This is a genomic window from Stenotrophomonas sp. STEN063, assembly GCF_056854515.1.
The window spans coordinates 36,390-61,102 of the sequence record NZ_JBXFWF010000011.1 but is presented as its reverse complement, the minus strand read 5'-3'; the positions used below and the strand labels follow the sequence as shown (position 1 = coordinate 61,102).

The 24,713-nt window shown below is 65.8% G+C and carries 21 protein-coding genes; 2 read left to right on the top strand and 19 right to left on the bottom strand.

The window, feature by feature from the left end:
• Positions 1–18: 18 nt before the first annotated feature.
• The 4 genes from AC1VWL_RS04945 to AC1VWL_RS04930 are packed head-to-tail and all read right to left on the bottom strand — an operon-like array spanning position 19 to position 5,808.
• Entirely contained in the window at positions 19–1,470 is a 1,452-nt protein-coding gene (locus AC1VWL_RS04945; protein WP_482985957.1) for a 2-dehydro-3-deoxy-6-phosphogalactonate aldolase, read from the bottom strand.
• Positions 1,467–2,399 (bottom strand): 2-dehydro-3-deoxygalactonokinase, encoded by a 933-nt coding sequence (locus AC1VWL_RS04940; RefSeq protein WP_482985956.1) that lies wholly within the window; start codon positions 2,397–2,399, stop codon positions 1,467–1,469. Before AC1VWL_RS04940 ends, AC1VWL_RS04945 begins: the two co-directional genes overlap by 4 nt.
• Complete coding sequence (locus AC1VWL_RS04935) at positions 2,396–3,142, bottom strand: SDR family NAD(P)-dependent oxidoreductase (RefSeq protein ID WP_482985955.1); 747 nt, start codon at positions 3,140–3,142, stop codon at positions 2,396–2,398. Before AC1VWL_RS04935 ends, AC1VWL_RS04940 begins: the two co-directional genes overlap by 4 nt.
• A gap of 2 nt (positions 3,143–3,144) precedes the next feature.
• Positions 3,145–5,808 carry a TonB-dependent receptor gene (locus AC1VWL_RS04930; protein ID WP_482985954.1) on the bottom strand — a complete coding sequence of 888 codons (2,664 nt, stop codon included), beginning with the start codon at positions 5,806–5,808 and terminating at the stop codon, positions 3,145–3,147.
• 290 nt (positions 5,809–6,098) lie between these two features.
• Between AC1VWL_RS04930 and AC1VWL_RS04925 the strand changes: the two genes are divergently transcribed.
• Positions 6,099–7,031: a dihydrodipicolinate synthase family protein gene (locus AC1VWL_RS04925; RefSeq protein ID WP_282270150.1), complete on the top strand. Its 933-nt coding sequence runs from the start codon at positions 6,099–6,101 to the stop codon at positions 7,029–7,031.
• Positions 7,028–8,197: a mandelate racemase/muconate lactonizing enzyme family protein gene (locus AC1VWL_RS04920; protein WP_482985953.1), complete on the top strand. Its 1,170-nt coding sequence runs from the start codon at positions 7,028–7,030 to the stop codon at positions 8,195–8,197. The genes AC1VWL_RS04925 and AC1VWL_RS04920 overlap by 4 nt, the downstream gene beginning before the upstream one ends.
• Positions 8,198–8,255: 58 nt before the next feature.
• Here AC1VWL_RS04920 and AC1VWL_RS04915 read toward each other — a convergent pair whose 3' ends face one another.
• The 15 genes from AC1VWL_RS04915 to AC1VWL_RS04845 form a co-directional block, all read right to left on the bottom strand.
• Positions 8,256–9,563, bottom strand: a complete 1,308-nt coding sequence (locus AC1VWL_RS04915) for an MFS transporter (RefSeq protein ID WP_482985952.1) — start codon at positions 9,561–9,563, stop codon at positions 8,256–8,258.
• 108 nt (positions 9,564–9,671) lie between these two features.
• A complete protein-coding gene (locus tag AC1VWL_RS04910; RefSeq protein WP_482985951.1) occupies positions 9,672–10,391 on the bottom strand; it encodes an IclR family transcriptional regulator in 720 nt (239 codons plus the stop codon).
• 115 nt (positions 10,392–10,506) lie between these two features.
• The gene (locus AC1VWL_RS04905) at positions 10,507–11,151 is read right to left on the bottom strand and encodes a cation efflux transmembrane domain-containing protein (RefSeq protein WP_482985950.1); all 645 of its coding nucleotides are present in this window, start codon (positions 11,149–11,151) and stop codon (positions 10,507–10,509) included.
• 264 nt (positions 11,152–11,415) lie between these two features.
• Complete coding sequence (locus AC1VWL_RS04900) at positions 11,416–14,583, bottom strand: efflux RND transporter permease subunit (RefSeq protein ID WP_482985949.1); 3,168 nt, start codon at positions 14,581–14,583, stop codon at positions 11,416–11,418.
• 32 nt (positions 14,584–14,615) lie between these two features.
• Positions 14,616–15,620, bottom strand: a complete 1,005-nt coding sequence (locus tag AC1VWL_RS04895; RefSeq protein WP_482985948.1) for an efflux RND transporter periplasmic adaptor subunit — start codon at positions 15,618–15,620, stop codon at positions 14,616–14,618.
• Positions 15,617–16,897: a TolC family protein gene (locus tag AC1VWL_RS04890; RefSeq protein ID WP_482985947.1), complete on the bottom strand. Its 1,281-nt coding sequence runs from the start codon at positions 16,895–16,897 to the stop codon at positions 15,617–15,619. The genes AC1VWL_RS04895 and AC1VWL_RS04890 overlap by 4 nt, the downstream gene beginning before the upstream one ends.
• Positions 16,898–16,951: 54 nt before the next feature.
• Positions 16,952–17,335 carry a hypothetical protein gene (locus AC1VWL_RS04885; RefSeq protein WP_482985946.1) on the bottom strand — a complete coding sequence of 128 codons (384 nt, stop codon included), beginning with the start codon at positions 17,333–17,335 and terminating at the stop codon, positions 16,952–16,954.
• 414 nt (positions 17,336–17,749) lie between these two features.
• On the bottom strand, positions 17,750–19,534 hold the full coding sequence (locus AC1VWL_RS04880) for a DUF885 domain-containing protein (protein ID WP_481614547.1): 1,785 nt from the start codon (positions 19,532–19,534) through the stop codon (positions 17,750–17,752).
• Between the two features lie 109 nt (positions 19,535–19,643).
• Positions 19,644–19,979, bottom strand: a complete 336-nt coding sequence (locus AC1VWL_RS04875; protein ID WP_482985945.1) for a lipid-A-disaccharide synthase N-terminal domain-containing protein — start codon at positions 19,977–19,979, stop codon at positions 19,644–19,646.
• A gap of 2 nt (positions 19,980–19,981) precedes the next feature.
• Entirely contained in the window at positions 19,982–20,704 is a 723-nt protein-coding gene (locus tag AC1VWL_RS04870; protein ID WP_482985944.1) for a glycosyltransferase family 2 protein, read from the bottom strand.
• A 72-nt stretch (positions 20,705–20,776) separates the two neighbouring features.
• A complete protein-coding gene (locus AC1VWL_RS04865) occupies positions 20,777–21,742 on the bottom strand; it encodes an SDR family NAD(P)-dependent oxidoreductase (RefSeq protein WP_482985943.1) in 966 nt (321 codons plus the stop codon).
• Positions 21,739–22,470 carry a suppressor of fused domain protein gene (locus AC1VWL_RS04860; protein WP_482985942.1) on the bottom strand — a complete coding sequence of 244 codons (732 nt, stop codon included), beginning with the start codon at positions 22,468–22,470 and terminating at the stop codon, positions 21,739–21,741. The genes AC1VWL_RS04865 and AC1VWL_RS04860 overlap by 4 nt, the downstream gene beginning before the upstream one ends.
• Positions 22,471–22,509: 39 nt before the next feature.
• Complete coding sequence (locus AC1VWL_RS04855) at positions 22,510–22,818, bottom strand: helix-hairpin-helix domain-containing protein (protein ID WP_296250089.1); 309 nt, start codon at positions 22,816–22,818, stop codon at positions 22,510–22,512.
• A gap of 34 nt (positions 22,819–22,852) precedes the next feature.
• Positions 22,853–23,767, bottom strand: a complete 915-nt coding sequence (locus tag AC1VWL_RS04850; protein WP_282270050.1) for a ParB/RepB/Spo0J family partition protein — start codon at positions 23,765–23,767, stop codon at positions 22,853–22,855.
• Positions 23,767–24,564: a ParA family protein gene (locus tag AC1VWL_RS04845; RefSeq protein WP_282270048.1), complete on the bottom strand. Its 798-nt coding sequence runs from the start codon at positions 24,562–24,564 to the stop codon at positions 23,767–23,769. Before AC1VWL_RS04845 ends, AC1VWL_RS04850 begins: the two co-directional genes overlap by 1 nt.
• Positions 24,565–24,713: the final 149 nt, after the last annotated feature.

The window sequence follows — 24,713 nt, the reverse complement described above, 5'->3', positions numbered from 1 at the left end:
AGTTTGCGCCGGCAACCCTCAGGGCCTGGCGACAAACAGCCCGCCCGACGCCGGTGCCCGCTGCAGCGCATCGGCGCTCAGCCGGGCCCTGGCGGTGCTGATGAACAGGCGCCCATCCGGGGCGAAGCACAGGCTGCCCACCTGCGGCGCCGGCACCGCCAGCCGCCGCAGGACTGCGCCATTGGCGGCAAGTTCGAGCACCGCGCCGCCGCCCCACATCGCCACCCACAGGCTGCCCTGCGGCGACATCGCCATGCCATCCGGCTTGCCGGGCTCGCCGAGGAAATCGGTGACCACCCGCGGCTCCCCCAGGCTGCCGGCCTCGATGTCGGCCGGGTAGGCCAACAGGGTCCGCGCCAGCGTGTCGATCACATACAGGATCTGGCCATCGGCCGAGAAGGCCATGCCGTTCGCCACACCCAGCCCTTCGGCCACGCAGCGCACCGGGGCATCGGCGCTGGCCGTATGGAACAGCGCGCCCCGGCCAGCAAGCAGGCCACGGTGCATCGACCCTGCCCACAGCCCGCCACGAGCATCGACCACCATGTCGTTCAGCCGGCAACCCACGCCCACCGCGATTTCCGGGCCAGCAAGCAGGTTGCCATCGGCACCGATACGCACGAAATGGGTCTCGCCGTTGCCCACCAGGCCCTGCCCGTCGCAGCCAAGCGACCAGACCGCCTCGGCCAACGGGGTTCGTGTGCAGGCCTCACCATCCCAATGCAGCAGGGCCGGTGCGGTCGGCTCGACCCAGACGACCCGACCGTCCTCCAGCACCAGCGGCGACTCCCCGACCAGGGTCTGCGCGTCGCAGGCCAGACTGACACCGCTGGTAGGAATCGCTCGCAGCGCCTGCAACCATTGCCTCGCCCTCACGCCAACCTCGTCGGCACTGCGGCCGGGCCGGTACAGATCCGAACCGATGCCGACCGCACGTACACCGGCCTGCCACAGCGCAGGCAAGGCATCCGCACTGAAGCCACCAACCGCCACCAGACGCGCCTGCGCCGGCAGCACCGCCGCCAGTGCCGACAAGCGCGGCGCCGCCTCGTGCGCAGGGAAAGCTTTCAGGTAACGCGCGCCAGCAGCCAGGGCCGCGAATGCTTCGCTAGGCGTGGCGAAGCCCGGCATCGGTTCCATGCCATGTTCGAGCGCGGCGGCGATCACCGCCGGGTTGCTATTGGGCGACACGCAGAAGCGACAACCAATCGCCGCCAACGCCTGTACCTGTTCCACCTCCAGCACGGTACCGGCGCCGACCAGCAAGCGATCGCCGAAATGCGCGGCCATCAACGCGATGGTGGCCAGTGGATCGGGCGAATTGAGCGGCACTTCGGCCAGACGCACGCCTGCATCTACCAGCGCCTGGCCTACCGCCAGTGCCTCGGCGCCGGTAAGTCCACGCAGTATCGCGACCAGCGGTGTGTGTTCGATCGCCGCATCGAAGGCGGCTGCGGAGCTGTGGTTCATGCGGGTTGTTCCAATGCCGCCCGATGCAGGGCGAGAAATCCGCGGGTCACCGCGTCGTGCGATGCGATTGAATGCGCCTGCCCGCCAAGTACTTCGATGGCGCGCGCATACAGCGCACACACCGGCGCAGCGCCCACCAGCGGCAGCGGCCTGCTCAATGCGTCCGGCCACAGCTGCAGCACATCGGCCAATTCCGCACCGATCAGCACACCACGCAACCACGATGCGCCGTCGCGGCGCGGCAGTTCACCGCGGATCACCCGCGCACGCGCGCCAAACAACAGGCTGCCCAGGCCCAAACCACTGCGATGGCCTTGCTGCAGGCCATCGAGGAAGGCCGGACCATCTTCGGCCGGGCCATCCACCACCGACGCCAACAAACCGGCAGCGGTCAGCCGATCGAATACTTCACCGGACATCGCGGTCAGGAACGATGCCACCGCGCCGTCCTGCAGCTGCACCCATTTGCTGTGCGTACCCGGCAAGGCCAGCAATCCATCCAGCGGCAGTTGGCCAGCGTCGAGCAGGCCAAGCAGCTCGGTCTCTTCGCCGCGCATGATGTCGGGCGCATCGTCCTGCGGGCGCCGGCAAGCCAGCCCGGGCACGATCGCAACCGCCACCGGGCCGATATGGGTCCGGTGCAGCCGTGCCGCCAATCGCTGCGGGGTTGCCGGGCAATCGGCATAGCCGGCATCGCTCCAGCCGACGTTGGAGCCGACCATGCCGCAGGCATAGACCTGCGCGGCATCCGGCCAACGTGCCACCGTCTGCACCAGCAATGCCTCCATCTGCGCACGGTCCAGGCCGACGATGCCGCGCGGCTGTTCCACCGAATCGACAACGCGGCCATCGGCATGGATCAGGAACGCGCGGAAATTGCTGCTACCCCAGTTGATGCCGATGATCGGCGCCTGTTGCATGCCACTCATCGACGCGTCACTCCCGCACCACCATCAAGCGGTACCACCGCGCCAGTCATCCAGCCACTGCGCGGCGAGGCCAGGAACAACGCCAGCTCGGCGGCATCCGTCGCCGTGCCGAGCCGCTGCAATGGATGCCGCTGCACATTGCGCGTGCGTGCTGCCTCGGCATCCTCACTGCGATCGAAGGAGGCGCGCAGCATCGGCGTATCCAGCGAGGCCGGCGCGATCGCATTGACGCGGATCTGCTCGGGCGCCAGCTCCAATGCCGCGGTGCGCGCCAGCGATTCAAGCGCGGCCTTGGAGGCAGCGTAGGCAGCCAAACCGGGCGTGGCATAACGCGCATTGATCGAAGACAGCAGTACGATACTGCCACCGCCGTTGCTGCGCAGGCCCGGCAGTGCATGCCGCATCAGACGACGCGCACCCAGCACATTGACTGCATGCACCTGCTGCCACAAGGCATCGTCATCGGCCCAGGTATCAGCGGACGGGCAGATGCCGGCGCAATGGATCAAGGCATCCAGTGGCTGGCCGACATGTGCCGCCAGCGCAGCATCCACCGCCGTGCCATCGGCCAGGTCAAGCACAAGCTGCTGGACCGCATCCGCTACCGCCACCCGGTCCAGCGCCAGCACCTGCGCGCCCTGCGCCTGCAACAGCGCGCACACGGCCGCCCCTGCGCCGCTGGCAGCGCCACTCACCCAGACGCGTCGCCCACTCCATTCCATCTGCCGTACATCCTCGCCCATGATCAGAACCGATAGGTGATGCTGGCCTTGTACGAACGCCCGAACACCACATTGGTGCGCAGGCCTTCGCCATAGCCATCGAAAGTGCGCTGTTCGCTGTCCAGCAGGTTGTTGGCCTCGACCTTCAACGACATGCGGTCGCTGAAATCGTAGCTCATCGATGCCGACAGATCCTTGTAGGTATCGTTGTAGATACCGGTGGATGCGGCGGACAGACCGACCAGGTACTCATCGCGCCAGTTGTAGGCCAGGCGGATGCCGAACGGCCCGTTCTCGTAGTAGCCGATCAGGTTGGCGTTGTTCTTCGACAAGCCCGGGAAGCTCATCGCATTGCCATTGATGTCGGTGATCGGGGTTTCCGAGTCGATCCAGGTGTAGGTCGCCACCACACCGAAGCCATCGAGGATGCCGGTGAACGGCACCTGCGCCAGCAGTTCGGCACCCTTCACCTTGGCTTTGTCACCGTTGATCTTGCGCAGCACCAGGTAGTTGGTGTTGTTGTAGACCTCGTTGCTCTGCCGCTGCACGATGAAGGTCGAGACATCCTTGTAGAACAGGCCGGCCGAGAGCAGGCCTTGGCCGCCGTAATACCACTCCAGCGACAGGTCGTACTGGGTGGCCTTGAACGGATCCAGGTCCGGTGCGCCGCCACTGCCGGTGCCCGGCGAGGTCTGTACGCCATTGCCATCGAACACGGCATTGTTGTTGAGGGTCACGCCGTTGTTGAGGTCCTCGGTGTTCGGGAACGCCACGACTTTGGCGGCACCACCGCGCAACACCAGCGTATCGCTGAGCTGCAGCTTGGCCACCATCGACGGCAGCATCTCGTCATCGTTGCGCTTGAACGTGGCCGGCGTCACCACGCCGGTGCCGCTGAGCAGGTTGCCGCGCGACTCGAGCTCACGGTGCAGGAAGCGCACGCCGATGTTGCCGGTCAGCCCCATGTCGCCAACCGTGGTGTCCCAGTTGAGCTTGGCGTAACCCTCCAGGAAATCCTCATCGACACTGAAGGTGGAACCATGGGTCAGCACGGTGTTGCGCAGGTCCAGGCATTGCGCGTTCTGCGAGATCACCGGCAGGTTGGTATAGGTTTCGCAGCCGGCCAGCTGGCCGCGCAGGCCGGCCAGGTAGTCGCGCGGCAAACCACTGAATTCGCCGGGCAGGAAGTCATGGTTGCTGTACTGGCTGACGTAGCCGCCCATCTGCGATACCGGGATGCCGCCACTCGGGCGGATGTCGGCGCGCAGCGGGTTCTGCAGGCTTTCCAGCCGGCTGAAACGCGCGCCGAAATCCAGCGAGCGCAGCGGACCATCATCGAAGGCCAGGCTCCAGTCGGTACGCAACGCGCTGGAATCGGTCTGGGCGCGCCAGTTGTTGTCGAACAGGATGGTCATGCGCCATTGCGCCGGATCGGTCAGGTCGACGCCACTGACATTGAAGCTGCCGAAGCTGCCATTGCGCAGGTCGAAGTCGGTGACCGAGGTCAGCCCGGCCATTGGCGCCAGGCGCATGTAGTGCTGGTCATAGCTGGCGGTGGAACGGCCCCAGTTGAGCTCGGCCGAACCGTCCAAACGCTCACCGACGCGGAAGCTGGCGCGCAAGGCGGTGGACAGCGTGTCCGCGTCGATGTCGGCCACTTCCGAGTTGAGCAGCACGGTGCCGGTGGAGCGACCGGCCAGCAGGATGTTGTGCTCGGAGTAGACCGCATTGCTCAGCCCGGCTGACGGGTTGAAAGCAATCCAGTAGCGATCACGCTCGGCTTCCTGGCGCGAATAGAACGTATCCCAGGTCAGCTCTACGCCATCCACCGGCCGCCATTGCAGCACCGCGCTGACGCCAACCTTGGTACGGTCATCGTCGATGTTCTGCGCACGCATGTCGGTGCTGCCGAAGCGGGTCTTGCCCGGGTCGGTCGGATCGGTGAAACGGCTATAGCCGGAGAACGTATCCAGGCCCTGCTGGACCACGTTGCGGTGACCATAGGTGGCCGAGATCAACGCACCGAAGCGACGGTCCTCGCTGCGTCGCGACAGCAAGCCGAAGGCGTTGTAACCGTAGGCATCGGCCATGTCATCGTAGGTACCGGCGACGCTGACCACGTTCTGCTCGCTGTCGCCGGACAGTGGCTGGCGCGTATTGATGTCGACGATGCCGCCGAGGCCACCGCTCAGCTGGTCGGCACCGGCCAGTTTGGTCACCGACAGCCGCGAGATCAGCTCCGACGGCACCAATGACAACAGCCCATACGTGGAGGTGGCCAACTGGTCCAGGCCATTGCCGCCGCGGCCGGTGGCATCGACGATCTGCCGGCCGTTGTAGAGCAGCACGTTTTCCTTCATGCCGCGCACGAGGATGTCGCTGCCTTCACCCATGCCGCGCTCGATCTGCACGCCGGCCACGCGGCCCAGCGATTCGGCGACGTTGGTGTCGGGCAGCTTGCCGATATCGTCGGCGACGATTGCGTCGACTATCTGCGCCGAATCGCGCTTCAGGTCGCGTGATGCCTCCAGGCTGCCGCGGATGCCGACCACGGCAACGGCGTCCAGGGTCTGCGCTTCCTGCCCGCCTGCGGGCGGGGCAGCTGCGTCCTGTGCCGAGGCCAGTGCAGGTGCCAACAGGCAGACGCCCAGTGCGGTGAACAAAGTCGAACGTCGAAAACGATGCATATGTCGTGCCCTCTCCCAAGGTAGGGATCCTGCAGCCTGCCATCAGGACCGGCGCGGACCCTCTCCGTCCGCTGCCCCGCCCCGCACTGCCAGCCTGCCGCCCGGATCCAACGAAATCCGTCATTGCTGCTGCACTGCGACTTGGCAGTGTTGTCGCTAATATAGCAATATGTTTTGGCCGCGCACGCTGCAATGCAGCGAAAGAAGTCGATGTACCAGCGGACACTTGGAAATCCCCTTTAACGCGTGTTGCTACGAATGGCACACCAATAGAACAAGGACCCGGCGCAATGGCCGCTCTGCAAGGCGTCTTCCCGATTCTCCCCACGATCTTCACTGCCACTGGCGCCATCGACGAGGCCGGCACCGAGGCAGTGTTCGAGTACCTGCTGGCCGCAGGTTCCGCAGGCGTCGTGTTTCCCGGCCTGGCCAGCGAGTACGACATGCTCAGCCTGGAGGAGCGGCTGCACCTGACGGCCTGCATCGGCCGCTGGAACCGCGGCCGCGTGCCTTTCATCGTCGGCGGCAGCGCAAAGACGCTGGAGGACGCGGTGCAGGTCACCCGCGCCGGCGGCCAGGCTGGCGCGGCGGCGGCAATGGTGCTGACCCCGCATGCATTGGCCGGTGACGAAGATGCGATGGCGGCGTTCTTCGCCCGCCTCGGCGAAGAATCCGGCGTCGCCATCATGCTGCAGAACGCCCCGGCACCGATGGGCATCGGCCTTGGCGTGGACGCATTGCTGTCGCTGGCCACGCGCGTGCCTGCGATCCGCTACGTCAAGGAAGAAACCATGCCGTCCGGCCACCGCATCACCGCGCTGTCCGAGCGCGCTGGCGACTCGGTGGAAGCGATATTCGGCGGCGCCGGTGCCCGTTACGTGCTGGATGAACTGGCCCGCGGTGCGGTCGGCACCATGCCCGCCTGCGAAATCACCGAAGTGCACGTGGCGATGTTGGCCGCGCACGCCGCCGGTGACCCGGAAACAGCACGCGTGCTGTTCGAGCGCACGCTGCCCTTGCTGAGCATGCAGGCGGTGTTCCGCTGGCGCCTGACCAAGGCCGTGCTGCTGCGCCGCGGCCTGATCGCCAGCGACCATGTGCGTGCACCCGGCCCGGCACTGGATGCCTACGACCAGCGCGAACTGGATACCCTGTTGGCCCGCATCGCCGATCTGCTGCCGCTGGATGCAGTTCCCGGCCGCGCGCCACGGAGTCCTGCATGAGCGCCGTCACCCGCGTCGAAACCTTCATCCTGACCGTGCCGCGCAGCACCCCTTACCTGGGCCCATTGGCCGCAGGTGAGCGGGTCAATGCACGCGGCTACCTGGTGCGACGTGGCAACGGCACGCTGTATCCAACCGTGGACAGGTCGGTACTGGTACGGGTGACCACCGCAGATGGTGCCATCGGCTGGGGCGAGACCTACGGCATCTGCGCACCGCGTGCGACCTGCGAAATCATCAACGACCTGCTCGCACCGGAACTGCTTGGGCGCGAGCCCGAGGACGTGGAAGCGATCTGGGATGACCTGTACGGGCTGATGCGCGTACGCGGCTGTGGCAGCGGCTTCCACACCGATGCGATTGCCGCACTCGATATCGCACTGTGGGACCTGCGCGCACGCGCGCAGGGCAAGCCACTGTGGGCACTGCTGGGCGAACGCCGGCATGAGCGCATCGCCGGCTATGTGTCCGGCCTGCCGGCCGCCACCGTCGCCGAGAAGATCGAGATGGCGCGCGGCTTCGCTGCCGATGGCCACACCGCGTTCAAGGTGCACGCCGTTGTAAGCCATGAAGGCATCGCCGAGGAAATGGCGGCACTGCGCGAAGCCCTTGGCGACGAGGTCGAATTGATGGTCGACCTGCACTGGAAGTTCGATCACGCACAGGCACTGCAGCTGGCCCAGCAACTGCAGCCCAGCAAGTTGACCTTCATCGAGGCACCGTTGAAACCGGAAGACGTGCCCGGCCTGATCGCACTCGGCAAGGACAGTCCGATTCCGGTTGCCGCCGGCGAAGAGTGGCCCACCGAATACGTTGCACGGCCGCGCATCGACGGTGGCAGTCTTGCCTTCGTGCAGCCGGAGATGGGCCACACCGGCATCACCCAGTTCCTGCGCATTGCCCGCCTCGCCGCTGCGCGCGGCGTGCAGGTGGCACCGCACGCGACGATTGGCGGCGGCATCTTCATGGCGGCCAGCCTGCAGGCCTCCGCCGTGATCGAAGGCCTGTGGCGGCATGAGTGGCAGCATTCGATCTTCTCGCGCTCGCTGCGCATGCTCGACACCGACATGGCCTACGGCCGCCAGGGTTATCAGCTGCCCAGCGGCAATGGCCTGGGCGCCACGCCCAACGCGTTGTTCTGGGAACACGCCGAAGCAATCAGCTGAGCGGCAGGCAAAAGGCCGGAGCGGTTACCCGCTCCGGCCTTTTCAGTGCAGCAAGGATTCAGCCAGCCACGCTTGCCGCCTGTGGTCCGATCAAGGTCATCGGCGAGCGCCGCGCCAGCCGCGATGCAGTCCACGCCAGCCCCACCGCGATCGGATGCAGGAAGGCCATCAGCATGAAGGCGCGATCGAAGTTTCCGTCCGCCACCAGATGCCCCACCACCTGCGCCGACAACATGCCGCCCAGCGCACTGCCGCAACCCACCAATCCCGCCACCGAGGCGATGTAGCGTGACGGGAACATATCCAGGGTCATCGTGGTCAGGTTGATCTGGTAGGTCAGGTGCGCGAACGTCACCAGGCAGGCCAGCCCCAGCAATACCGGGATCGATGGGTGCATCGCGACGAAGATGCCAACCGGCGCCAGGCAGGCCGCGCCGACCATGGTGGTCAGGCGGGCACGCACCGGGTCCATGCCGCGCTTCACCAACCGGCCGGAAATAAGACCACCACCGACACTGCCTATATCCGCGGCCACGTACACAACCCAGGCCAGCGAGGCGATCGTCGCCAGACTCATGCCGCGCGCATCACCGAGGTACTTGGGGAACCAGAACAGATAGAAATACCAGACCGGATCGGCCACCGCGCGCGAAGCAACGAGCGCCCACACCGTGCGATCACGCGCCAACCTGCCCCACACGCCTTTCATCGACGGCGCTGCTGCCGGCAGTGCTTCATCGGCGACCGGCGCCGCATCTGCTGCGGCTGCTTGCGCAGGCGTCGCGGCCGCAGCCTTGGCCTTGCCGCGCGGGTAAACCCACCACCACGCGATCATCCACAGCAAGCCTGCCGCGCCGGTGATCCAGAACGCGCTGCGCCAGCCATAGGCCAACGCGATACCGCCGATCAGCGGCGGCGCCAGGGTCGCACCGATCATCGCGCCTGCGGTGTACAGGCCCAACGCCAGCCCGCGCTGACGCGACGGGAACTGCTCGGACACCACCTTGCTGCCCACGGTGTAATTGCCCGGCTCACCCAGCCCCAGCGCGAAGCGTGCCGCGCCCAGTTCCAGCGGCGTGCGCACCAACCCGGTGGCGATGTTGGCCAGCGACCACCAACCAACGAACAACAGCAGCGACAGCCGTGCACCCAACCAATCGGTGACGCGGCCGGCCATCACGTAGGCCGCGGCATAGGCGAACAGGAACACCTGCACGACCCGCGCGTACTCCAAGTCGGACATGTCCAGGTCGGCCTGGATGGTCGTGGCCAGGATCGACAGCGCCTGCCGGTCCAGATAATTGATGACGGTGGAGAAGAACAGCAGCCCCAGCAAAACCCATTTGGTCCTGCCCGTCCCCGTCATGCGAACCCGCGCTTGGCCATCGACAACGCCTCCCCTTCGGAAGGCTGCAACGTATTGCTATTTTAGCAACAGGTCAAGCCGCACTGCGCCACGGCTGATCCGGCTGGATCAGCCGATTTCAGCGGCGGCGGCCTGCAGCGCGCGGACCAGTTCGTCAGTGGCCGATTCCGGGATCCAGCCTGACATCGCGATGCCGGCATGCACCGGGTCGCCCATGGCGATGGCGACGACATGGTGGTCGCGCTCATCGGCCACATGCACGCGCGCATGGCCCTGGCTGCGGGTAACGGCCAGGGTCACCAGCAGCTGCTCGATGCCGTTCGGGAACATCGGGATCGGCTTGTCCGCGTACAGCTCGCGCACCTCCTCGTCGGACAATTGGGCCAGCAAGGCGATGCCGATGCCGCTGGTGGTCGCCGGCAGCAGGCCGATGCGGCCCAGGCCGCGTGCCGCCTCGATTCCCGGCGGTGCGTGGAACAGATAGCTGACGCTGTCATTCCACAGCACACCCATCGCCACCGTGTGGCCGAAGCGGCGCAGGCTCTCCAGCACCGGCAACGCGCGCCGGATCAAGCCCGAGGCGAACAGGCTCTGCGCGGCCAGCACATGCATGCCGGGCCCGGCGGTGTACTTGCGGTCGGCGGTCTGCCGGGCGATGCCCAGATAGGCCAGGGTCTTGAGCAGGCGGTTGACCCGGGTCGGGTTGGCATCGAGCTGGCGGGCCAGTTCGCGACAACCGACCGGTTCGGGAGACGAGGCCAGCGCCTGCAAGGTGGCGATGCCATCGATCAGGCTCTGGTTGGGTTGGGCATTGGGCTTTGTACGCATGGTGAAAGCGTACTTGGCCCCCTCGTGCAATGCCATCAATAGCAACAAAGTGGGACGCCGAACTGGATCTGACACGCTCAGATCGGCCGGAAGCACCACCAACCGACAACGTGACTCAGGATTGGCCGACCGTGGCAGTCGCACGCTGGGTGCGCAGCTCGCGCCACGCTGCCCGCGCGACTTTCCAGGCCGAACGCAGGAACAGCAGCAGCAGGGCCACTGCGATCAGCAGGTCCGGCCAACCGGCGCCGAATACCCACACTGCCAGCGCCGCAAGGATCACCGCCGAACCTTCGTAGACGTCATTCACTGAGCACGCCCATGCCGACGCCAGGTTGATATCACCCAGCCGGTAGGGCCAGAGCAGGCGCAGGCAGACCAGGTTGGCGGCGAGGTTGAGCAGCGCGGCGATGCCCATGCTCTCGAACAGCGGAAGATGCGGATGCGCCAACTTCCAGCCGATGCCTGCGGCGACTGCAATTGCCGCGCACAGGATGAACACTGCTTTGAGCATGGCAACGCGCGCCTTGGCAGCGAGGCTGGCACCGACCACAGCCAGGCTGAGTGCGTAAGTGAGCGCATCACCGAGGTTGTCCAGGCTGCCGGACAGCAATGAGGCCGAGCCGCTGTGCCAGGCGGCAAGCATCATCATCACGAAGGTGATCAGGTTGATCGCCAGCACCTGGTAGAGCACGCGGCGCTGCTGCGCCCGCATGCGCTCGACTTCCAGGGTTTTGCCGCAGCCGCAGCAGTCGCTCATCTTGGTTCCGGGGGAGAGTCCTGCTGGATTATCGCGCTGATGTGCGCGGGCTTGTAGAGACGGGTGAAACAACGGCCAAGGCTGGAGCGGTAGTGCCGAGCCATGCTCGGCAGGGGCCTTACCAGCGAAAAGCTGCCCTCACCCCAACCCCTCTCCCGCATGCGGGAGAGGGGCTTTAAGCGAAGCAGAAGCTTCAAGCCAAAGCCAAAGCCAAAGCCAAAGCAAAAGCAAAAGCAAAAGCAAAATCCTCAAGCCAAGCAGGCGCTACTTTCCATTCCTGTGCAACCAGCGGTACAGCACCGGCAACACCAGCAAGGTCAGCAGCGTGGAAGAAACGATGCCGCCGATCACCACCGTTGCCAGCGGTCGCTGCACTTCCGAACCGGCACCTACGTTGAAGGCCATTGGTACGAAGCCCAGCGATGCGACCAGGGCAGTCATCAATACAGGCCGCAAACGACCCAGCGCGCCTTCGCGCACGGCCACATCCAGACTTCGCCCTTGCTCACGCAGGTGGCGGATGAAGCTGATCATCACAAGGCCGTTGAGCACGGCCACACCGGACAACGCGATGAAACCAACGCCCGCCGAGATCGACAAGGGAATACCGCGCAGCGCCAGCGCCAGCACGCCGCCGGTCAAGGCCAGTGGCACCCCGCTGAACACGATGCTGGCATCGCGCGCCGAGCCGAACGCCCAGAACAGCAAGGCAAAGATCAGCAGCAAGGTCACCGGTACCACCACCGCCAGACGCTGGCTGGCTGAAATCAGCTGTTCGAAGCTGCCGCCGTATTCCACCCAGTAGCCGGCAGGCACCTTCACCTGCGCGTCAATGGCCTGCTGCAACTCGCTGACGAAGCCACCAAGATCGCGATCACGTACATTGGCGGTGATCACGATGCGGCGCTTGCCGTTGTCGCGGTTGATCTGGTTTGGCCCTTCGCTGCTTTCGATGCTCGCCAACTCACGCAACGGAACCGTGCGCGCATCACCGCTGCGCCAGCCACCCGCACGGCTGGATTCATCCGCACTGTCCTGTGCCAAGGCAGGTTCCAGTGACACCGGCAGATCGGCCAACGCCGCCGGGTCCTGGCGAATGCTTTCCGGCAGACGGACGACAATGTCGAAGCGTCGATCACCTTCAAACAACTGCCCCGCAACGCGCCCGCCCACCGCCGTGGAAACCGTGGACTGCAGCTGGCCCGGATTGAGTCCATAACCCGCCAATGCCGCGCGGTTCGGCGTAACCGTGAGCAAGGGCAAACCACTGGTCTCCTCCAGGCGCACATCGGCCGCACCCGGCACCTTGTTGGCCACTGCGACGATGCGCTGGCCGACCTGCGCCAGCGTTTCCATGTCGTCGCCGAACAGCATCACCGCCACGTCGGCACGCACGCCCGAGATCAACTCGTTCATGCGCATCTGGATCGGCTGGGTGAACTCATAGTTGTTGCCCGGCAATTCCTCCACCGCCGCTTCCAGCTCGGCCAGCAGCTGTGCGCGCGGTTTGCGCGGGTCCGGCCACTGCTTGCGCGGCTTCATCATGATGAAGGTGTCGGCGACCGAGGGCGGCATCGGATCGGCGGCGACTTCCGGCGTGCCGATCTTGGAGAACACCTTCTCCACTTCCGGCAACTGCTGCAGGCGCGCTTCCACCTGCTTCTGCATGTTCACCGACTGCGTGAGGCTGGTGCCGGGAATGCGCATCGCATGCATGGCGACGTCGCCTTCATCAAGATTGGGCACGAACTCGCTGCCCAAGCGCGTCGCCAGCAAACCGCAACCAACCACCAGCACCAGGGCACCGGCAACCACCAGACGGCCGCGCCGCATCACCCACGCCAACAGCGGCTCATAGCGTGCGCGCAACCACGCCATCAGCCGGTTGTCCTTCTCCTCCACACGCCCGCCGAGGAACATCGCGATAGCCGCAGGAACGAAGGTCAGCGACAGCAGCATCGCACCGCTCAGCGCCAGCACCACGGTGATCGCCATCGGGTGGAACATTTTTCCTTCGACACCGGTCAGCGCGAAAATCGGCAGGTAGACCGCGGTGATGATGCCGAGGCCGAACAGGCTGGGCCGGATGACCTCGGCAGTGGCACTGGCGGTTTCGGCGAAGCGTTCCTCGCGGGTCATCGCCCGGCCCAGCGCATGCGTGCGTTCGCCGAAGCGACGCAGGCAGTTCTCGATGATGATCACCGCGCCATCGACGATCAGGCCGAAGTCCAGCGCACCAAGACTCATCAGGTTGGCGGAGACACCGCCACGCGCCATGCCGGTCAGGGTGAACAGCATTGCCAGCGGAATCACCGCCGCGGTGATCAGCGCTGCACGGAAGTTGCCCAGCAACAGGAACAACACCACGATCACCAGCAGCGCGCCTTCCAGCAGGTTCTTGGCGACGGTTTCGATGGTGCGGTCGACCAGCGCGGTGCGGTCATAACTGGCGGTAACGGTGACGCCTTCCGGCAGGCTGCGCTGCGCCTGTTCCAGCTTCGCCGCAGCGGCCTGTGCCACCTCGCGGCTGTTTGCCCCGACCAGCATCACCACCGTCCCCATCACCACTTCGTGGCCGTTCTGGGTGGCGGCACCGCTGCGCAGCTCCGGGCCTTCTGCGACATCTGCAACGTCATGCACATGGATGGGCACGCCTTCGCGGCGGGCCAGCACGATGTTGCCGATTTCCTCCAGTCCCGCGACTTGTCCGGGCACACGCACCAGGAACTGCTGGCCGTTGCGTTCGATGTAACCGGCGCCGATGTTCTGGTTGTTGCCTTCCACGGCTTCGGCAACATCATCCAGGGTGAAGCCCAGCGCACGCAGCTTGGCCGGATCCGGGGTGATGTGGATCTGCCGCTGGTAGCCACCAATCGTATTGACCTCGGTGACGCCGGGCACGTTGCGCAGCTGCGGTCGCACCACCCAATCCTGCAAGGTGCGCAGGTCGGTGGCGGTATACGCCGAACCATCAGGTTTGCGGGCCTTGGGATCGGCGTCGATGGTGTACATGAAGATTTCGCCCAAACCCGTCGCGATTGGTCCCAGCTGCGGGTCCAGGCCTTCCGGCAACTGCGACTTCACCTGCTGCAGGCGTTCGGCCACCTGCTGGCGGGCGAAGTACAGATCGGTGCCGTCCTTGAACACCACCGTCACCTGCGACAGGCCGTAGCGCGACAATGAGCGCACCTGTTCGAGTTTCGGCAGGCCCGCCATCACCGTTTCCACTGGATAGGTGATGCGCTGTTCCGTCTCCAGCGGTGAGTAGCCGTCGGCAGCGGTGTTGATCTGCACCTGTACGTTGGTGATGTCCGGCGTTGCATCGATGGACAGGCGGGTGAAGCTCCAGCTGCCGATCGCGATCAATGCGAAGGTAAGCACCATCATCATCCAGCGATGGGCGATGGCGCTGCGGATGATGCGCTCAAGCATGGCGGCGCCCTCCGCGTTGGAAGAGGCGATGATCAATGTTCATGCGCGGCCCCCGCCTTGCCGATGTCGGCCTTGACCACATAGCTCTGCTCGACCACGACCTGCTCGCCAACGCGCAGGCCGTCCTTGACCTCGACCTTGCCGGCATCGCGTGCGCCCAACACCACCGGACGCGCGCTATAGATATCGCCCTCACGCACGAACACCACCTCGCGGCCTTCCATGGTCTGCAGTGCGGAGAGCGGCACCACCATCGCGGCCGGCTGCATCGCCACCACGATGCGCGCCTTCACCGCTGCACCGGGGCGCCACAGGCCGTCGTCATTGCGCACGCTGGCGCGGGCCACGGTGCTCTGGCTTGCGGTGGCGGTGCCCGGCAATACGCGCTCCAGCGTGGTGCCCTGGCTGACGCCATCGGTCATGCGGGTGACCGTGACCGGCACGCCGGCGGTGATGTGCTGGGTGTCATTGCCGAAGATGTGCAGGTCCACCCACAGTTCGGACAGGTCGCCTATCTCGAACAACGGGGTGCCCTCGCCCGCCACCGCGCCCACCTGCGCCTGCCGCGACAACACCACGCCGCTGATTGGCGCGCTGATGCTGTAGGTGGTCAGGCTGAGATTGCTGTCGATGCTGGCCAGGGTCTGGCCAGCGCTGACGCGATCACCCACATTGGCACGCAGGGTGCGGATCGGCCCGGGGAAGCGTGCCATCACTTGGGCGACGCGGCCATCCACCGGCGTCAGCAGGCCCTGCACCTCGTGCTCATCGGCGATGGTGCCGGCCTGCACCGCAGCGCTGCGGATGCCGGACTGCTCGGCCATGGCGGCTTTGATGGTGGTGCTGTCGGTAGCTGCTTCCTCGCCCTCGTCGTGGGCGTGACCGTCTGCATCACTGCCCTTTTCTTCATCGTGATCGTGGCCCGCTTCTTCTGCTGCACCGGCACCGGATTCAGCCACCGGCTTTGCACCGCAGCCCACCAACAGCAGACTCATTGCCAGCACGCCGGCAGCTACAACATTCATCGGACGGCTCATCGTGCGTTCTCCACGGCAACGGTTGCATCGGTGGCCAGCATTCCCTGACCGGTAAGGCGCTGGATCTCGATCAGCGCGGTCTGTGCGGCGATGGCTGCGTCCAACTGGCGCTGGCGCGACTCAATGCGCATGGCCTGCAGCTGCGCCCACTCCATGTAGCTGGCGGCACCGGCGCGCCAGGCCTGCTCGGCGGCACGTTCGGCCTTCTGCAACTGCGGTAGCACATCCGTCTGCATGCGCTGTACTTCCAAGCGCGCGGTGACGTAGCGTCCGTGTGCCTCGGCCAGGGTGGCGTACAGCTGTTGCTGACGGGCCTGGCGCTGGTAAGGAAGCAGGGCGAGATCGGCTTCTGCCTCGCGGATTTCCGGCGCGGCACGGCGGGCGCTGCCCAGCGGGATGCTGAAGCCGCCAACCAGCGAGGTGGCGTTGTCGGCGCGGCTGTTGCGCACGCCTACCTGCCAGTTCCAATCCGGACGGCTGCGGGTGCGCACCAGTTGCAGCTGCGCCTCGCGGATACGTTGCTCGCCCAGCAGTTCGGCCAGCTCCGGTGCGCGTTGCAGATCGTCATTGAGCGATGCGAAATCACGCAGTGCCGGCAGTTGCAGCGCATCGCCACTCACCGCCTTGAAGTCAGGCGTACGCGCACCCCACAAAGCGGCCAGCGACAGCCGCGCTGCGCTGGCTTCTTCGATGGCACGATCGCGATCCAGTTCCGCCTGCGCCAGCATCGCCTGCGCGGTGAACAGCACCGACTCTGGCGAAGCGCCTGCCTGCAAGCGCAGGCGCGCGGCGGAAACCGCGCGGCGACGCTGCTCGATATCGGTATTGGCGATCTGCAGTGCTGCTTGCGCCTGTGCCACCGCGAGGTAACGGCGCGCGGTTTCGGCAAGCAGATCCAGCCTGGCGGTGGCGCGTTGCGGGGCCAACGCATCGATATTGGCCTGGGCCAGCATGCGGCGCGCATCGAGCTTGTCGCCGCGCTCCAGCACACCGGACAGACTGACGGTGGCTTCAGCGCCCTGCACGCCGCGGGTATCGCCGCTGCCGAGCAGGTTCTCCAGTTCCACGCCCAGCTGCATCGGCGGGCGCAGCAACGCGGCGTCGCGGCGGGCTTCAAGTACAGGACGCTGCGCATCGATCAGACGCAGCTCAGGGTGATCAAGGGCAACGCGGACGATGGCATCGTCCAGCGTCAACGGCACAGCAGACGCCGGCACCTGCGCATACGCGCACGGCACCAGCGCAAAGGCGACAACAGCCGCCAAGCGCATCCACATGGGTTTCTCCAGATAGCAGGTTCAGACGTGGGGACCGGCCAAGGGGCCGGGACGTCAGACGGCTATCGGGGGGCGGAACAGGCTCTCGGTCGGGTGCGTGACCGCTTGCGTGCCCAGGATGGCCACGGCCTGCTGTGCAGGCGGTGATGCCACGATCCAGGCGGGAGTGACGGTGGGCAACACGCCACCGTGGCCGTGGCAGTCCACGCAATGCACCAAGGCATGCAGCAGGGCGTTGGCGCTGTCTTCGGCATCCGGAGCGGTCGCCAGTTTGGCGTCGTCGTGCTCATGCACGTCGGCACCGATGTCGGTGTGCGCCAGCATGTGGATGTCGGTCAGTGCTGCGGCCAGCGAAGTGCCAAATACGCCAAGGCCGACCAGCGCCAGCATCAGCAGGCGCAGCAGGTGGAGGCGGCGGTGGCGCAGGGCATGCAGCATCGGCGCAGGTTAGCGGGTGCTTGTGGGGTTACACAATCGCAAGAGCTGCGGGGTGGTTCAGGTACCGGCTGTTGCCCCTCCCCTTTGGCGCAGCCAAGGGGGAGGTTGGGAGGGGGTGGTTTTGCTTGTGGGTTTTGCTTGTGGGTTTCGCTTGTTGCTTTGGGTCACTGCGAAGAGCACCCCTCCCCAACCCTCCCCTTGGCTGCGCCAAAGGGAGGGAGCTAGAAGCACCCCTCCCCAACCCGCCCGGCCCGAAGGCACAGCCTTCGGTCGTTCATCAGGCCGCGCGCCAGTGGCGCGCAAGCAGGCCTTCTTCACCCCCTTGGCTGCGCCAAAGGGAGGGAGTTAGAAGCACCCCTCCCCAACCCTCCCCAACCCTCCCCTGCGCGTTGCGCAAGGGAGGGAGCAGAGCACTCACTTCGCTGCTTTGCGCTCGGCGATGTAGGCCTGGATCTGCTGTTCCAGCACCGGCAGCGGCACCGAGCCCTGCTTGAGCACGGCGTCGTGGAAGCCCTTGATGTCGAACTTGTCGCCCAGTTCCTTCTCGGCCTGCGCGCGCAGCTTGACGATGGTGATCTCGCCCAGCTTGTAGCTCAGTGCCTGCGCCGGCCAGGAGATGTAGCGATCCACTTCGGTGGTGACTTCGTGCTCGCTCAGCGCGGTGTGGTCACGCAGGTAGGCGATCGCGCGGTCGCGGTCCCAACCGTAGTGGTGCACGCCGGTGTCGATCACCAGGCGGCAGGCGCGCCACATTTCATAGGTCAGGCGGCCGAAGTCTTCGTATGGGGTCTGGTAGATGCCCATGTCGACACCGAGCTTCTCGGTGTACAGGCCCCAGCCTTCGCCATAGGCCGAGATATACGCAGTGCGGCGGAACTCGGGCTGGCCGGTCTGCTCGGCGGCGAGTGCGCCCTGCAGGGCGTGGCCGGGGTCGGACTCATGCAGGGTAAGGGCCGGCAGGTTGTACAGCGGGCGCGCCGGCAGGTTGTAGGTATTGAGCCAGTAGGTGCCCATGCCACCACGGCCGGCGGTCCAGAACGGGGCGATATCCGGCGGCACCGGCACGATGGTGAAGCGCGCGCGCGGCAAGGTCATGTACTTGCCGATCACGCCGTCCACGCGCTTGGAGATCCACGCCGCACGCCACAGCAGTTCGTCCGGCGTCTTGGCGTAGAACTGCGGGTCGGTACGCAGGAATTCGAGGAAGTCAGCGAAGCGGGTCTGCTCGCTTTTACCCTTGAAGCCCACCTTGTCGATGATGGCATTCATTTCCTGCTGGATGCGGTTCACCTCGGCCAGGCCCTGCGCATGGATCTGCTGCGGGCTCAGGTCCAGCGTGGTGTATTCGCGGATCTGCTGGCGGTAGAACTCCTTGCCACCCGGCATTTTCTCGGCCGCCAGGGTGGTGCGCGACTGCGGCACGTATTCCTGCCGGTAGAAGGTCAGCAGCTTGCCGAAGGCCGGCACCACGCTGCCGCTGATGGCCTGCCTGGCATCGGCCTGCAGCTTGGCCTGCTCGGCCGCCGGGATGCTGTTGGGCAGCTTCTTCAGCGGCTCGTACAACGGCGACTCGGTCGGGTCCTTCAGCTCGGCCACGGTCGAGATCGACACGTCGCGCCCTTCCAGCACCGCACGCGGCACGCTGAAACCACGGGCAAGGCCGGCGCGCATATTGACCATCTGCTGGTCGAAGTAACGCGGCACATCATTCAAGCGCGCGATGTAGTTGCGGTAATCCTCCGCCGTCTTCATCTCGCGGCGGGCCATGAAACTCAGATTCGACCAGAACGAGGAATCCGAATTGAACGGCATCTCGTAGCTGCCCAGACGCACTTCATCGGCCAGGCTTTCGACCTGGTAGTGATAGATGGCGTAGTTGATCTGGTTTTCGGCCGAGAGCTTGCTCGGGTCGATGGCCTTGAGCTGGCCCAGCACCTCGTCCCATACCTTCAGGCGCGCCTGCTGTGCTTCGGCGCTGACGTCGGGCAGGCGCGTGCTGTTGGCCGGGGCGTCGCTGTCTTCACTGGCTTCACCGCCGCCGGTCTGGCGCCAGGCCCACTCCTTCTCATAGATGGCCTTGAACTGGTCATCCAGCGATTGGGTGGCCAGCGTGGCCGGGGCCGACGGTGCGGCGGCAAAGGCCGGGGTGGCGCTCAGGCCAAGGGTGAGCAGCAGCGCAACGGTCAACGGCGATTTCACGATCGGTATTCCCCAGGTGGTTCATTCACCCCGATCATCGCATTGAAGCTGCCGCCCGACCTAGACGGATTCGGGCGGCAAACCGCCGGATTTGGGCACAGTCGCCGGCTCAGTGACCGGCTTTGTCGCGCTTCCAGCCACGGTGCTTGATATCCAAGCGCAGGCTGTAGAGCGCGGTGAACGCGGGGAACAGGTTCTGCACCACACCCACCGCATCCTGCTTGGACGAGAACAGGAAGTAACTCAGCGTCATCAGGCTGCCGAGCACGCTCATGTACCAGAACAGGCGCGGGATCACCGGCTTGCCAGCACGCCGCGAGGCGACGAACTGCACCAGCCAGCGGCCGCCGAACATCAACGCACCGGTCAGCCCGATCAGCTTCCACGGCGACATGTGCACGCCGGTCCACTCCAGCCACACCAGTGGTTGGTTCATGAAATCCATGCTCAGACCTCTTCCACCGCGGTGCGCTTGGAACGGGTGATCAACCAGGCCACGCCACGCAGGTCGCGGATGCCGACCAGCGCGCGGCCGAGGTTGTTGTACTTGGATACGCCAGCGGTGCGATGGCGATGGTTGACCGGCACGCTCACCGTCTTCCAGCCGGCACGCTGCATCAGCGCCGGCAGGTAGCGGTGCATGTGGTCGAAGTACGGCAGGTCGAGGAAGGCGGCGCGCTCGAACAGCTTGATGCCGCAGCCGGTGTCCGGGGTGTCATCGCGCAGCATGCGCGCGCGGATGGCATTGGCCCACTTGCTGGCCCAGCGCTTGCTGCCCGAATCCTGGCGGTTGACGCGCCAGCCGGCGAACAGCCTGACCTGCGGTTCGGCCTTGGCGCGCGCGGCCAGCAGCTTGGGGATATCGGCCGGATCGTTCTGGCCATCACCATCGAGGGTGGCGATCCACGGCGCGCGCGCGGCCTTGACGCCGGTACGCACCGCCGTGCTCTGCCCGCTCTGGCTGACATGGTGCAACACCCGCAGCTCCGGGTTTGCCGCCTTCAGCGCCTGCAGCACCTGCAGGCTGTCGTCCTTGGAGTTGTCGTCGACGTAAACGATCTCGAAATCGATCTGGCCGCGCAGCGCAGCGGTTATTTCATTGACCAGCGGCGCGACGTTGTCGCGTTCGTTGAAGACGGGAACAACCACTGAAAGGCTGGGTTGGTTCATTGCTGGTTCCGCAGGTTGTGCATTTGAAGAAAGGTCACGCATTTTCCAAAACTCAACTTAGCGGAAGGTGAGTCAGGCGCTTGACCCGAAGTAGTTGCGGCACCACTCCACCACCGGCGGCAGGCCCAGCTCGATCGGCGTGTCCGGCGCGTAGCCGAAGGCGGCCTGGGCGCGCGAGGTATCGGCCATGGTTTCCACCATGTCGCCCGGCTGCATCGGCTTGTAGACCTTGTGCGCCGGGTGCCCCGCGGCCGAGGCGATCACGTCGATGAAATGTTCCAGCTCCACCGGGGTGTGGTTGCCCAGGTTGAACACCTGGTGGGGTGTGGCCTGGGCGGAGGGATGCGACAGCGCCCCGAGGATACCGGCGACGATGTCAGAAACATGTGTGAAGTCACGCCGCATCTGGCCGTTGTTGAACACATCGATGCTGCGCCCGGCCAGCACCGCGCGCGAGAACAGCAGCGGCGCCATGTCCGGCCGGCCCCAGGGGCCATACACGGTGAAAAAGCGCAGGCCGGTGGCCTTCAGGCCGTACAGCTGCGCGTAGGTATAGGCCATCAACTCGTTGGCGGCCTTGGTGGCCGCGTACAGCGAGCGCGGCTGGTCCACGCGCTGGTCTTCGGAGAACGGTGGCGTGGCCGAGTTGCCATAGACCGAGCTGCTGGACGCATAGACCAGGTGCCGGACGCTGCGGTGCCGGCACAGCTCCAGCAGGTTGACGAAGCCGACCAGGTTGCTTTCCACGTAGGCGTGCGGGTTTTCCAGCGAATAGCGCACGCCGGCCTGCGCGGCCAGGTGGATCACCTGCGTCGGCTGGATTTCATCGAACAGCGCGGCCAGGCCATCGCGGTCGGTGATGTCCAGCGCGCGCATATCCAGCTGCGGGCACAGGGCAGCGACGCGGTCACGCTTGAGCTGCGGATCGTAGTAATCGTTGTAGTTGTCCAGCCCGACCACGCGCTCGCCTTGGGCGGCCAGTGCCTGGCAGGTATAAGCGCCGATGAAACCGGCGGCGCCGGTAACAAGAATGGTCATGCAGGAAGTCCGGACGGGTGTTCGCGGACCGGATTATGCCGGCCCGGCTCGATGACATCACCGATGTCGTTGTCGCTCAGCAGGTCGATCAGCGCATCGGCACCTTCGCGCAGCTTCAAGGCCATTTCCTGCGGGTACAACGGCACCACGGAGAGGAACTCGATGCTGGTGTCGTCATCGACCACCAGGGTGTCGAAATCTTCCGGTGCCGACAGCGCCAGCAGCAGGATCGCACCATCGAACGCCACGCCGGGCGCGTACGGCTGGGCCGGATCGCCGTTGGGCACGGTATGGGTCAGGCCCAGCCAGGTGTTGTGCTTGTGCGGCAGCCGCGCCAGCGTCTTGAGCAGGCGGATGGGCCAGTAATTGCGCTCGTCCTGCAGCTGGGCGTGATCCAGCGGCCAGTCGCCCGGCAGGGTCAGCATCAGCTCCAGGTAGGGCGAGACCTCGGCATCATCGGGCAGCTGCATCGGCAGATCGCTCATGCCGGAAGTGACCAGGCGCGTATTCGGGCAGTCCCCGCACGGCGGCACCACATGGATGTCCACGCGCACGGTATCGGAGACGATTTCATGCAGCACGTTGGCTATCGGCCCGAGATGGTGCTCGATGTGCGCGCTGATCGCCGCACCGTGCGAATGACCGCGTGCGGGCTCGAAATCGCTGGCCTGGCCATGGGCCAGGATGCGGCTGCCGCCCGGGCTCATTTCGTCGCCTGTGTTGCTCATGCACTGCTCCGGTTGGTGGCCACGAGCATCGCCCCTGCCTCACCACAGGGTGAGCGGCGCGTCCTTGGCCAGGGTTTCCTTGCGTTCCTTGCTGTATGCCCACCATGGCTGCGGCGCATCGCCGCCCATGAAGCGCACCACCGACAGGAAGACATCGATCACGCAGGGATCGTGCACCACGCCGGTCTTCAGGCATAGCTGCGCATACATATCGTAGGGATCACGCCCGCGCAGGTGCGCGGGAACCCGGATTCCGATCAGACGGAGATCCTTTTCACAGGCCGGCCCGACATTCGGCAGGTCGGTCAGACGCAATAGATGATTGCGGTCGACCTTGGTGGGGTTCATTGCCTTGCGTGCACCTCGTGGGGAATGAAGTACGTCAGCCGTTCTGGCGGACGCGCAGCCGCTCCAGCACGCCGTCCAGCGTGTCCAGATCGGTGTAGTGGATGACCAGCTTGCCCTTGCCGCCGCGGCCGTGGCTGATCGCCACTTTCGCACCCAGCGATTCGGACAGCTCGGTCTCCAGCGATGCGATATCGGCCTGCGGCGCGCTCGGCGACGGCTTGGCCTTGCGTGCGCCCGGCACCTTGCCGGCGGCGAACTGCTGCGCGCGGTGCTCGACTTCACGCACCGACCAGCCCTGCTCGGCGGCTTCTTCGGCCAGCTTGGTGGCCAGTTCCGGCGCCAGCGTCAGCAGCGCGCGGGCATGGCCCATTTCCAGGCGGCGGGTTTCCAGCAGCACGCGCACGCCGATCGGCAGATCGATCAGGCGCAGCAGGTTGGATACCGAGGCGCGCGAGCGGCCAACCGCCTGCGCGGCTTCGGCATGGGTCAGGGTGAACTCGCTGACCAGGCGTGCCAATGCTTCGGCTTCTTCCAGCGGGTTGAGGTCTTCGCGCTGGATGTTCTCGATCAGCGCCATCGCGATGACGGTGCGGTCTTCCAGCTCGCGCACCACCACCGGCACTTCGTCCAGCCCGGCCAGGCGCGAAGCGCGCCAACGGCGTTCACCGGCGATGATTTCGTAGCTGCCGCCCTCGATCTGGCGCACCAGGATGGGCTGGATGATGCCCTGTGCCTTGATCGACTCGGCCAGTTCGGCCAGCTTGCCTTCGTCCATGTCGCGACGCGGCTGGTACTTGCCGGGTTGCAGCTGGTCGATCGGCAGCTTGCGCAGCACTTCGCCGGGTTGCGGCTCGGCGACGGCAGCGACGGTGACCGGGGTTACGGCGCCCTTCGGGCCCAGCAGGGCATCAAGACCACGGCCAAGACCGCGCTTTTTCGCTGCACTCATCAGACAGCCTCCACGGCCCGGGAGGGCTGCTTGCGTTCGTTGTTGCGGCGGATGATCTCGCCGGCCAGGCCCAGGTAGGCCACGCCACCGCGCGAGGCGCGGTCGTAGCCGACGATGCTCTGGCCATGGCTGGGTGCCTCGGCCAGGCGCACGTTGCGCGGCACGATGGTGCGGAACACGCGGTCGCCGAAGTACTCGGTGAGCTGCGCCGACACCGCATTGGCCAGGTTGTTGCGCACGTCGAACATGGTGCGCAGCACGCCTTCGATTTCCAGCGCCGGGTTGAGGTTGATCTTCAGCGCATCGATGGTCTCGACCAGCGCGCTCAGGCCTTCCAGCGCGTAGTACTCGCACTGCATCGGCACGATCACCGAGTCGGCGGCGGCCAGCGCGTTCAGCGTCAGCAGCGACAGCGCCGGCGGGCAGTCGATCAGGATGTAGTCGTATTGATCGCGGATGGGCGCCAGCGCGCGCTTGAGGCGCTGCTCGCGCTCGCCCTGGTCCATCAGCTGGATCTCGGCCGCGGTCAGGTCGATGTTGCCTGGCAGCAGGTCGAAGCCTTCCGGCGTGGTGACGCGCACTTCGGCGGCGGTGACCTCGCCCAGCAGCAGGTCACAGGTGGACGCAGCCACCTCACGCTTGTCCACGCCACTGCCCATGGTCGCGTTGCCCTGCGAGTCCAGGTCGACCAGCAGCACGCGCTTGGGCGCGGCGGCAAGGGAAGCAGCCAGATTGACAGCCGTCGTGGTCTTGCCGACGCCGCCTTTCTGGTTGGCGATGGCGATGATGCGAGCCATGCAGGAGAGCCTCGTTGGCGAAGTTGGACTGGTCATTATGGGGGTAGCGGCGCGCAGGCGGAAATCGGTTTCCGGGTAACGGGCGGCTTTTGCTGGTAAAGCACCTTGCCGAGCATGGCTCGGCACCACCGCTTTAGCCCCTCTCCCGC

Excerpts from the sequence above, each read along its gene's own strand:
- AC1VWL_RS04895 (WP_482985948.1), bottom strand. The coding sequence starts at position 15,620 with ATGAGCCGTCCGATGAATGTTGTAGCTGCCGGCGTGCTGGCAATGAGT.
- AC1VWL_RS04935 (WP_482985955.1), bottom strand. The coding sequence starts at position 3,142 with ATGGGCGAGGATGTACGGCAGATGGAATGGAGTGGGCGACGCGTCTGG.
- AC1VWL_RS04915 (WP_482985952.1), bottom strand. The coding sequence starts at position 9,563 with ATGACGGGGACGGGCAGGACCAAATGGGTTTTGCTGGGGCTGCTGTTC.
- AC1VWL_RS04940 (WP_482985956.1), bottom strand. The coding sequence starts at position 2,399 with ATGAGTGGCATGCAACAGGCGCCGATCATCGGCATCAACTGGGGTAGC.
- AC1VWL_RS04860 (WP_482985942.1), bottom strand. The coding sequence starts at position 22,470 with ATGAGCAACACAGGCGACGAAATGAGCCCGGGCGGCAGCCGCATCCTG.
- AC1VWL_RS04900 (WP_482985949.1), bottom strand. The coding sequence starts at position 14,583 with ATGCTTGAGCGCATCATCCGCAGCGCCATCGCCCATCGCTGGATGATG.
- AC1VWL_RS04890 (WP_482985947.1), bottom strand. The coding sequence starts at position 16,897 with ATGTGGATGCGCTTGGCGGCTGTTGTCGCCTTTGCGCTGGTGCCGTGC.
- AC1VWL_RS04945 (WP_482985957.1), bottom strand. The coding sequence starts at position 1,470 with ATGAACCACAGCTCCGCAGCCGCCTTCGATGCGGCGATCGAACACACA.
- AC1VWL_RS04865 (WP_482985943.1), bottom strand. The coding sequence starts at position 21,742 with ATGACCATTCTTGTTACCGGCGCCGCCGGTTTCATCGGCGCTTATACC.
- AC1VWL_RS04925 (WP_282270150.1), top strand. The coding sequence starts at position 6,099 with ATGGCCGCTCTGCAAGGCGTCTTCCCGATTCTCCCCACGATCTTCACT.
- AC1VWL_RS04885 (WP_482985946.1), bottom strand. The coding sequence starts at position 17,335 with ATGCTGCATGCCCTGCGCCACCGCCGCCTCCACCTGCTGCGCCTGCTG.
- AC1VWL_RS04845 (WP_282270048.1), bottom strand. The coding sequence starts at position 24,564 with ATGGCTCGCATCATCGCCATCGCCAACCAGAAAGGCGGCGTCGGCAAG.
- AC1VWL_RS04855 (WP_296250089.1), bottom strand. The coding sequence starts at position 22,818 with ATGAACCCCACCAAGGTCGACCGCAATCATCTATTGCGTCTGACCGAC.
- AC1VWL_RS04910 (WP_482985951.1), bottom strand. The coding sequence starts at position 10,391 with ATGCGTACAAAGCCCAATGCCCAACCCAACCAGAGCCTGATCGATGGC.
- AC1VWL_RS04930 (WP_482985954.1), bottom strand. The coding sequence starts at position 5,808 with ATGCATCGTTTTCGACGTTCGACTTTGTTCACCGCACTGGGCGTCTGC.
- AC1VWL_RS04875 (WP_482985945.1), bottom strand. The coding sequence starts at position 19,979 with ATGGATTTCATGAACCAACCACTGGTGTGGCTGGAGTGGACCGGCGTG.
- AC1VWL_RS04920 (WP_482985953.1), top strand. The coding sequence starts at position 7,028 with ATGAGCGCCGTCACCCGCGTCGAAACCTTCATCCTGACCGTGCCGCGC.
- AC1VWL_RS04850 (WP_282270050.1), bottom strand. The coding sequence starts at position 23,767 with ATGAGTGCAGCGAAAAAGCGCGGTCTTGGCCGTGGTCTTGATGCCCTG.
- AC1VWL_RS04905 (WP_482985950.1), bottom strand. The coding sequence starts at position 11,151 with ATGAGCGACTGCTGCGGCTGCGGCAAAACCCTGGAAGTCGAGCGCATG.
- AC1VWL_RS04870 (WP_482985944.1), bottom strand. The coding sequence starts at position 20,704 with ATGAACCAACCCAGCCTTTCAGTGGTTGTTCCCGTCTTCAACGAACGC.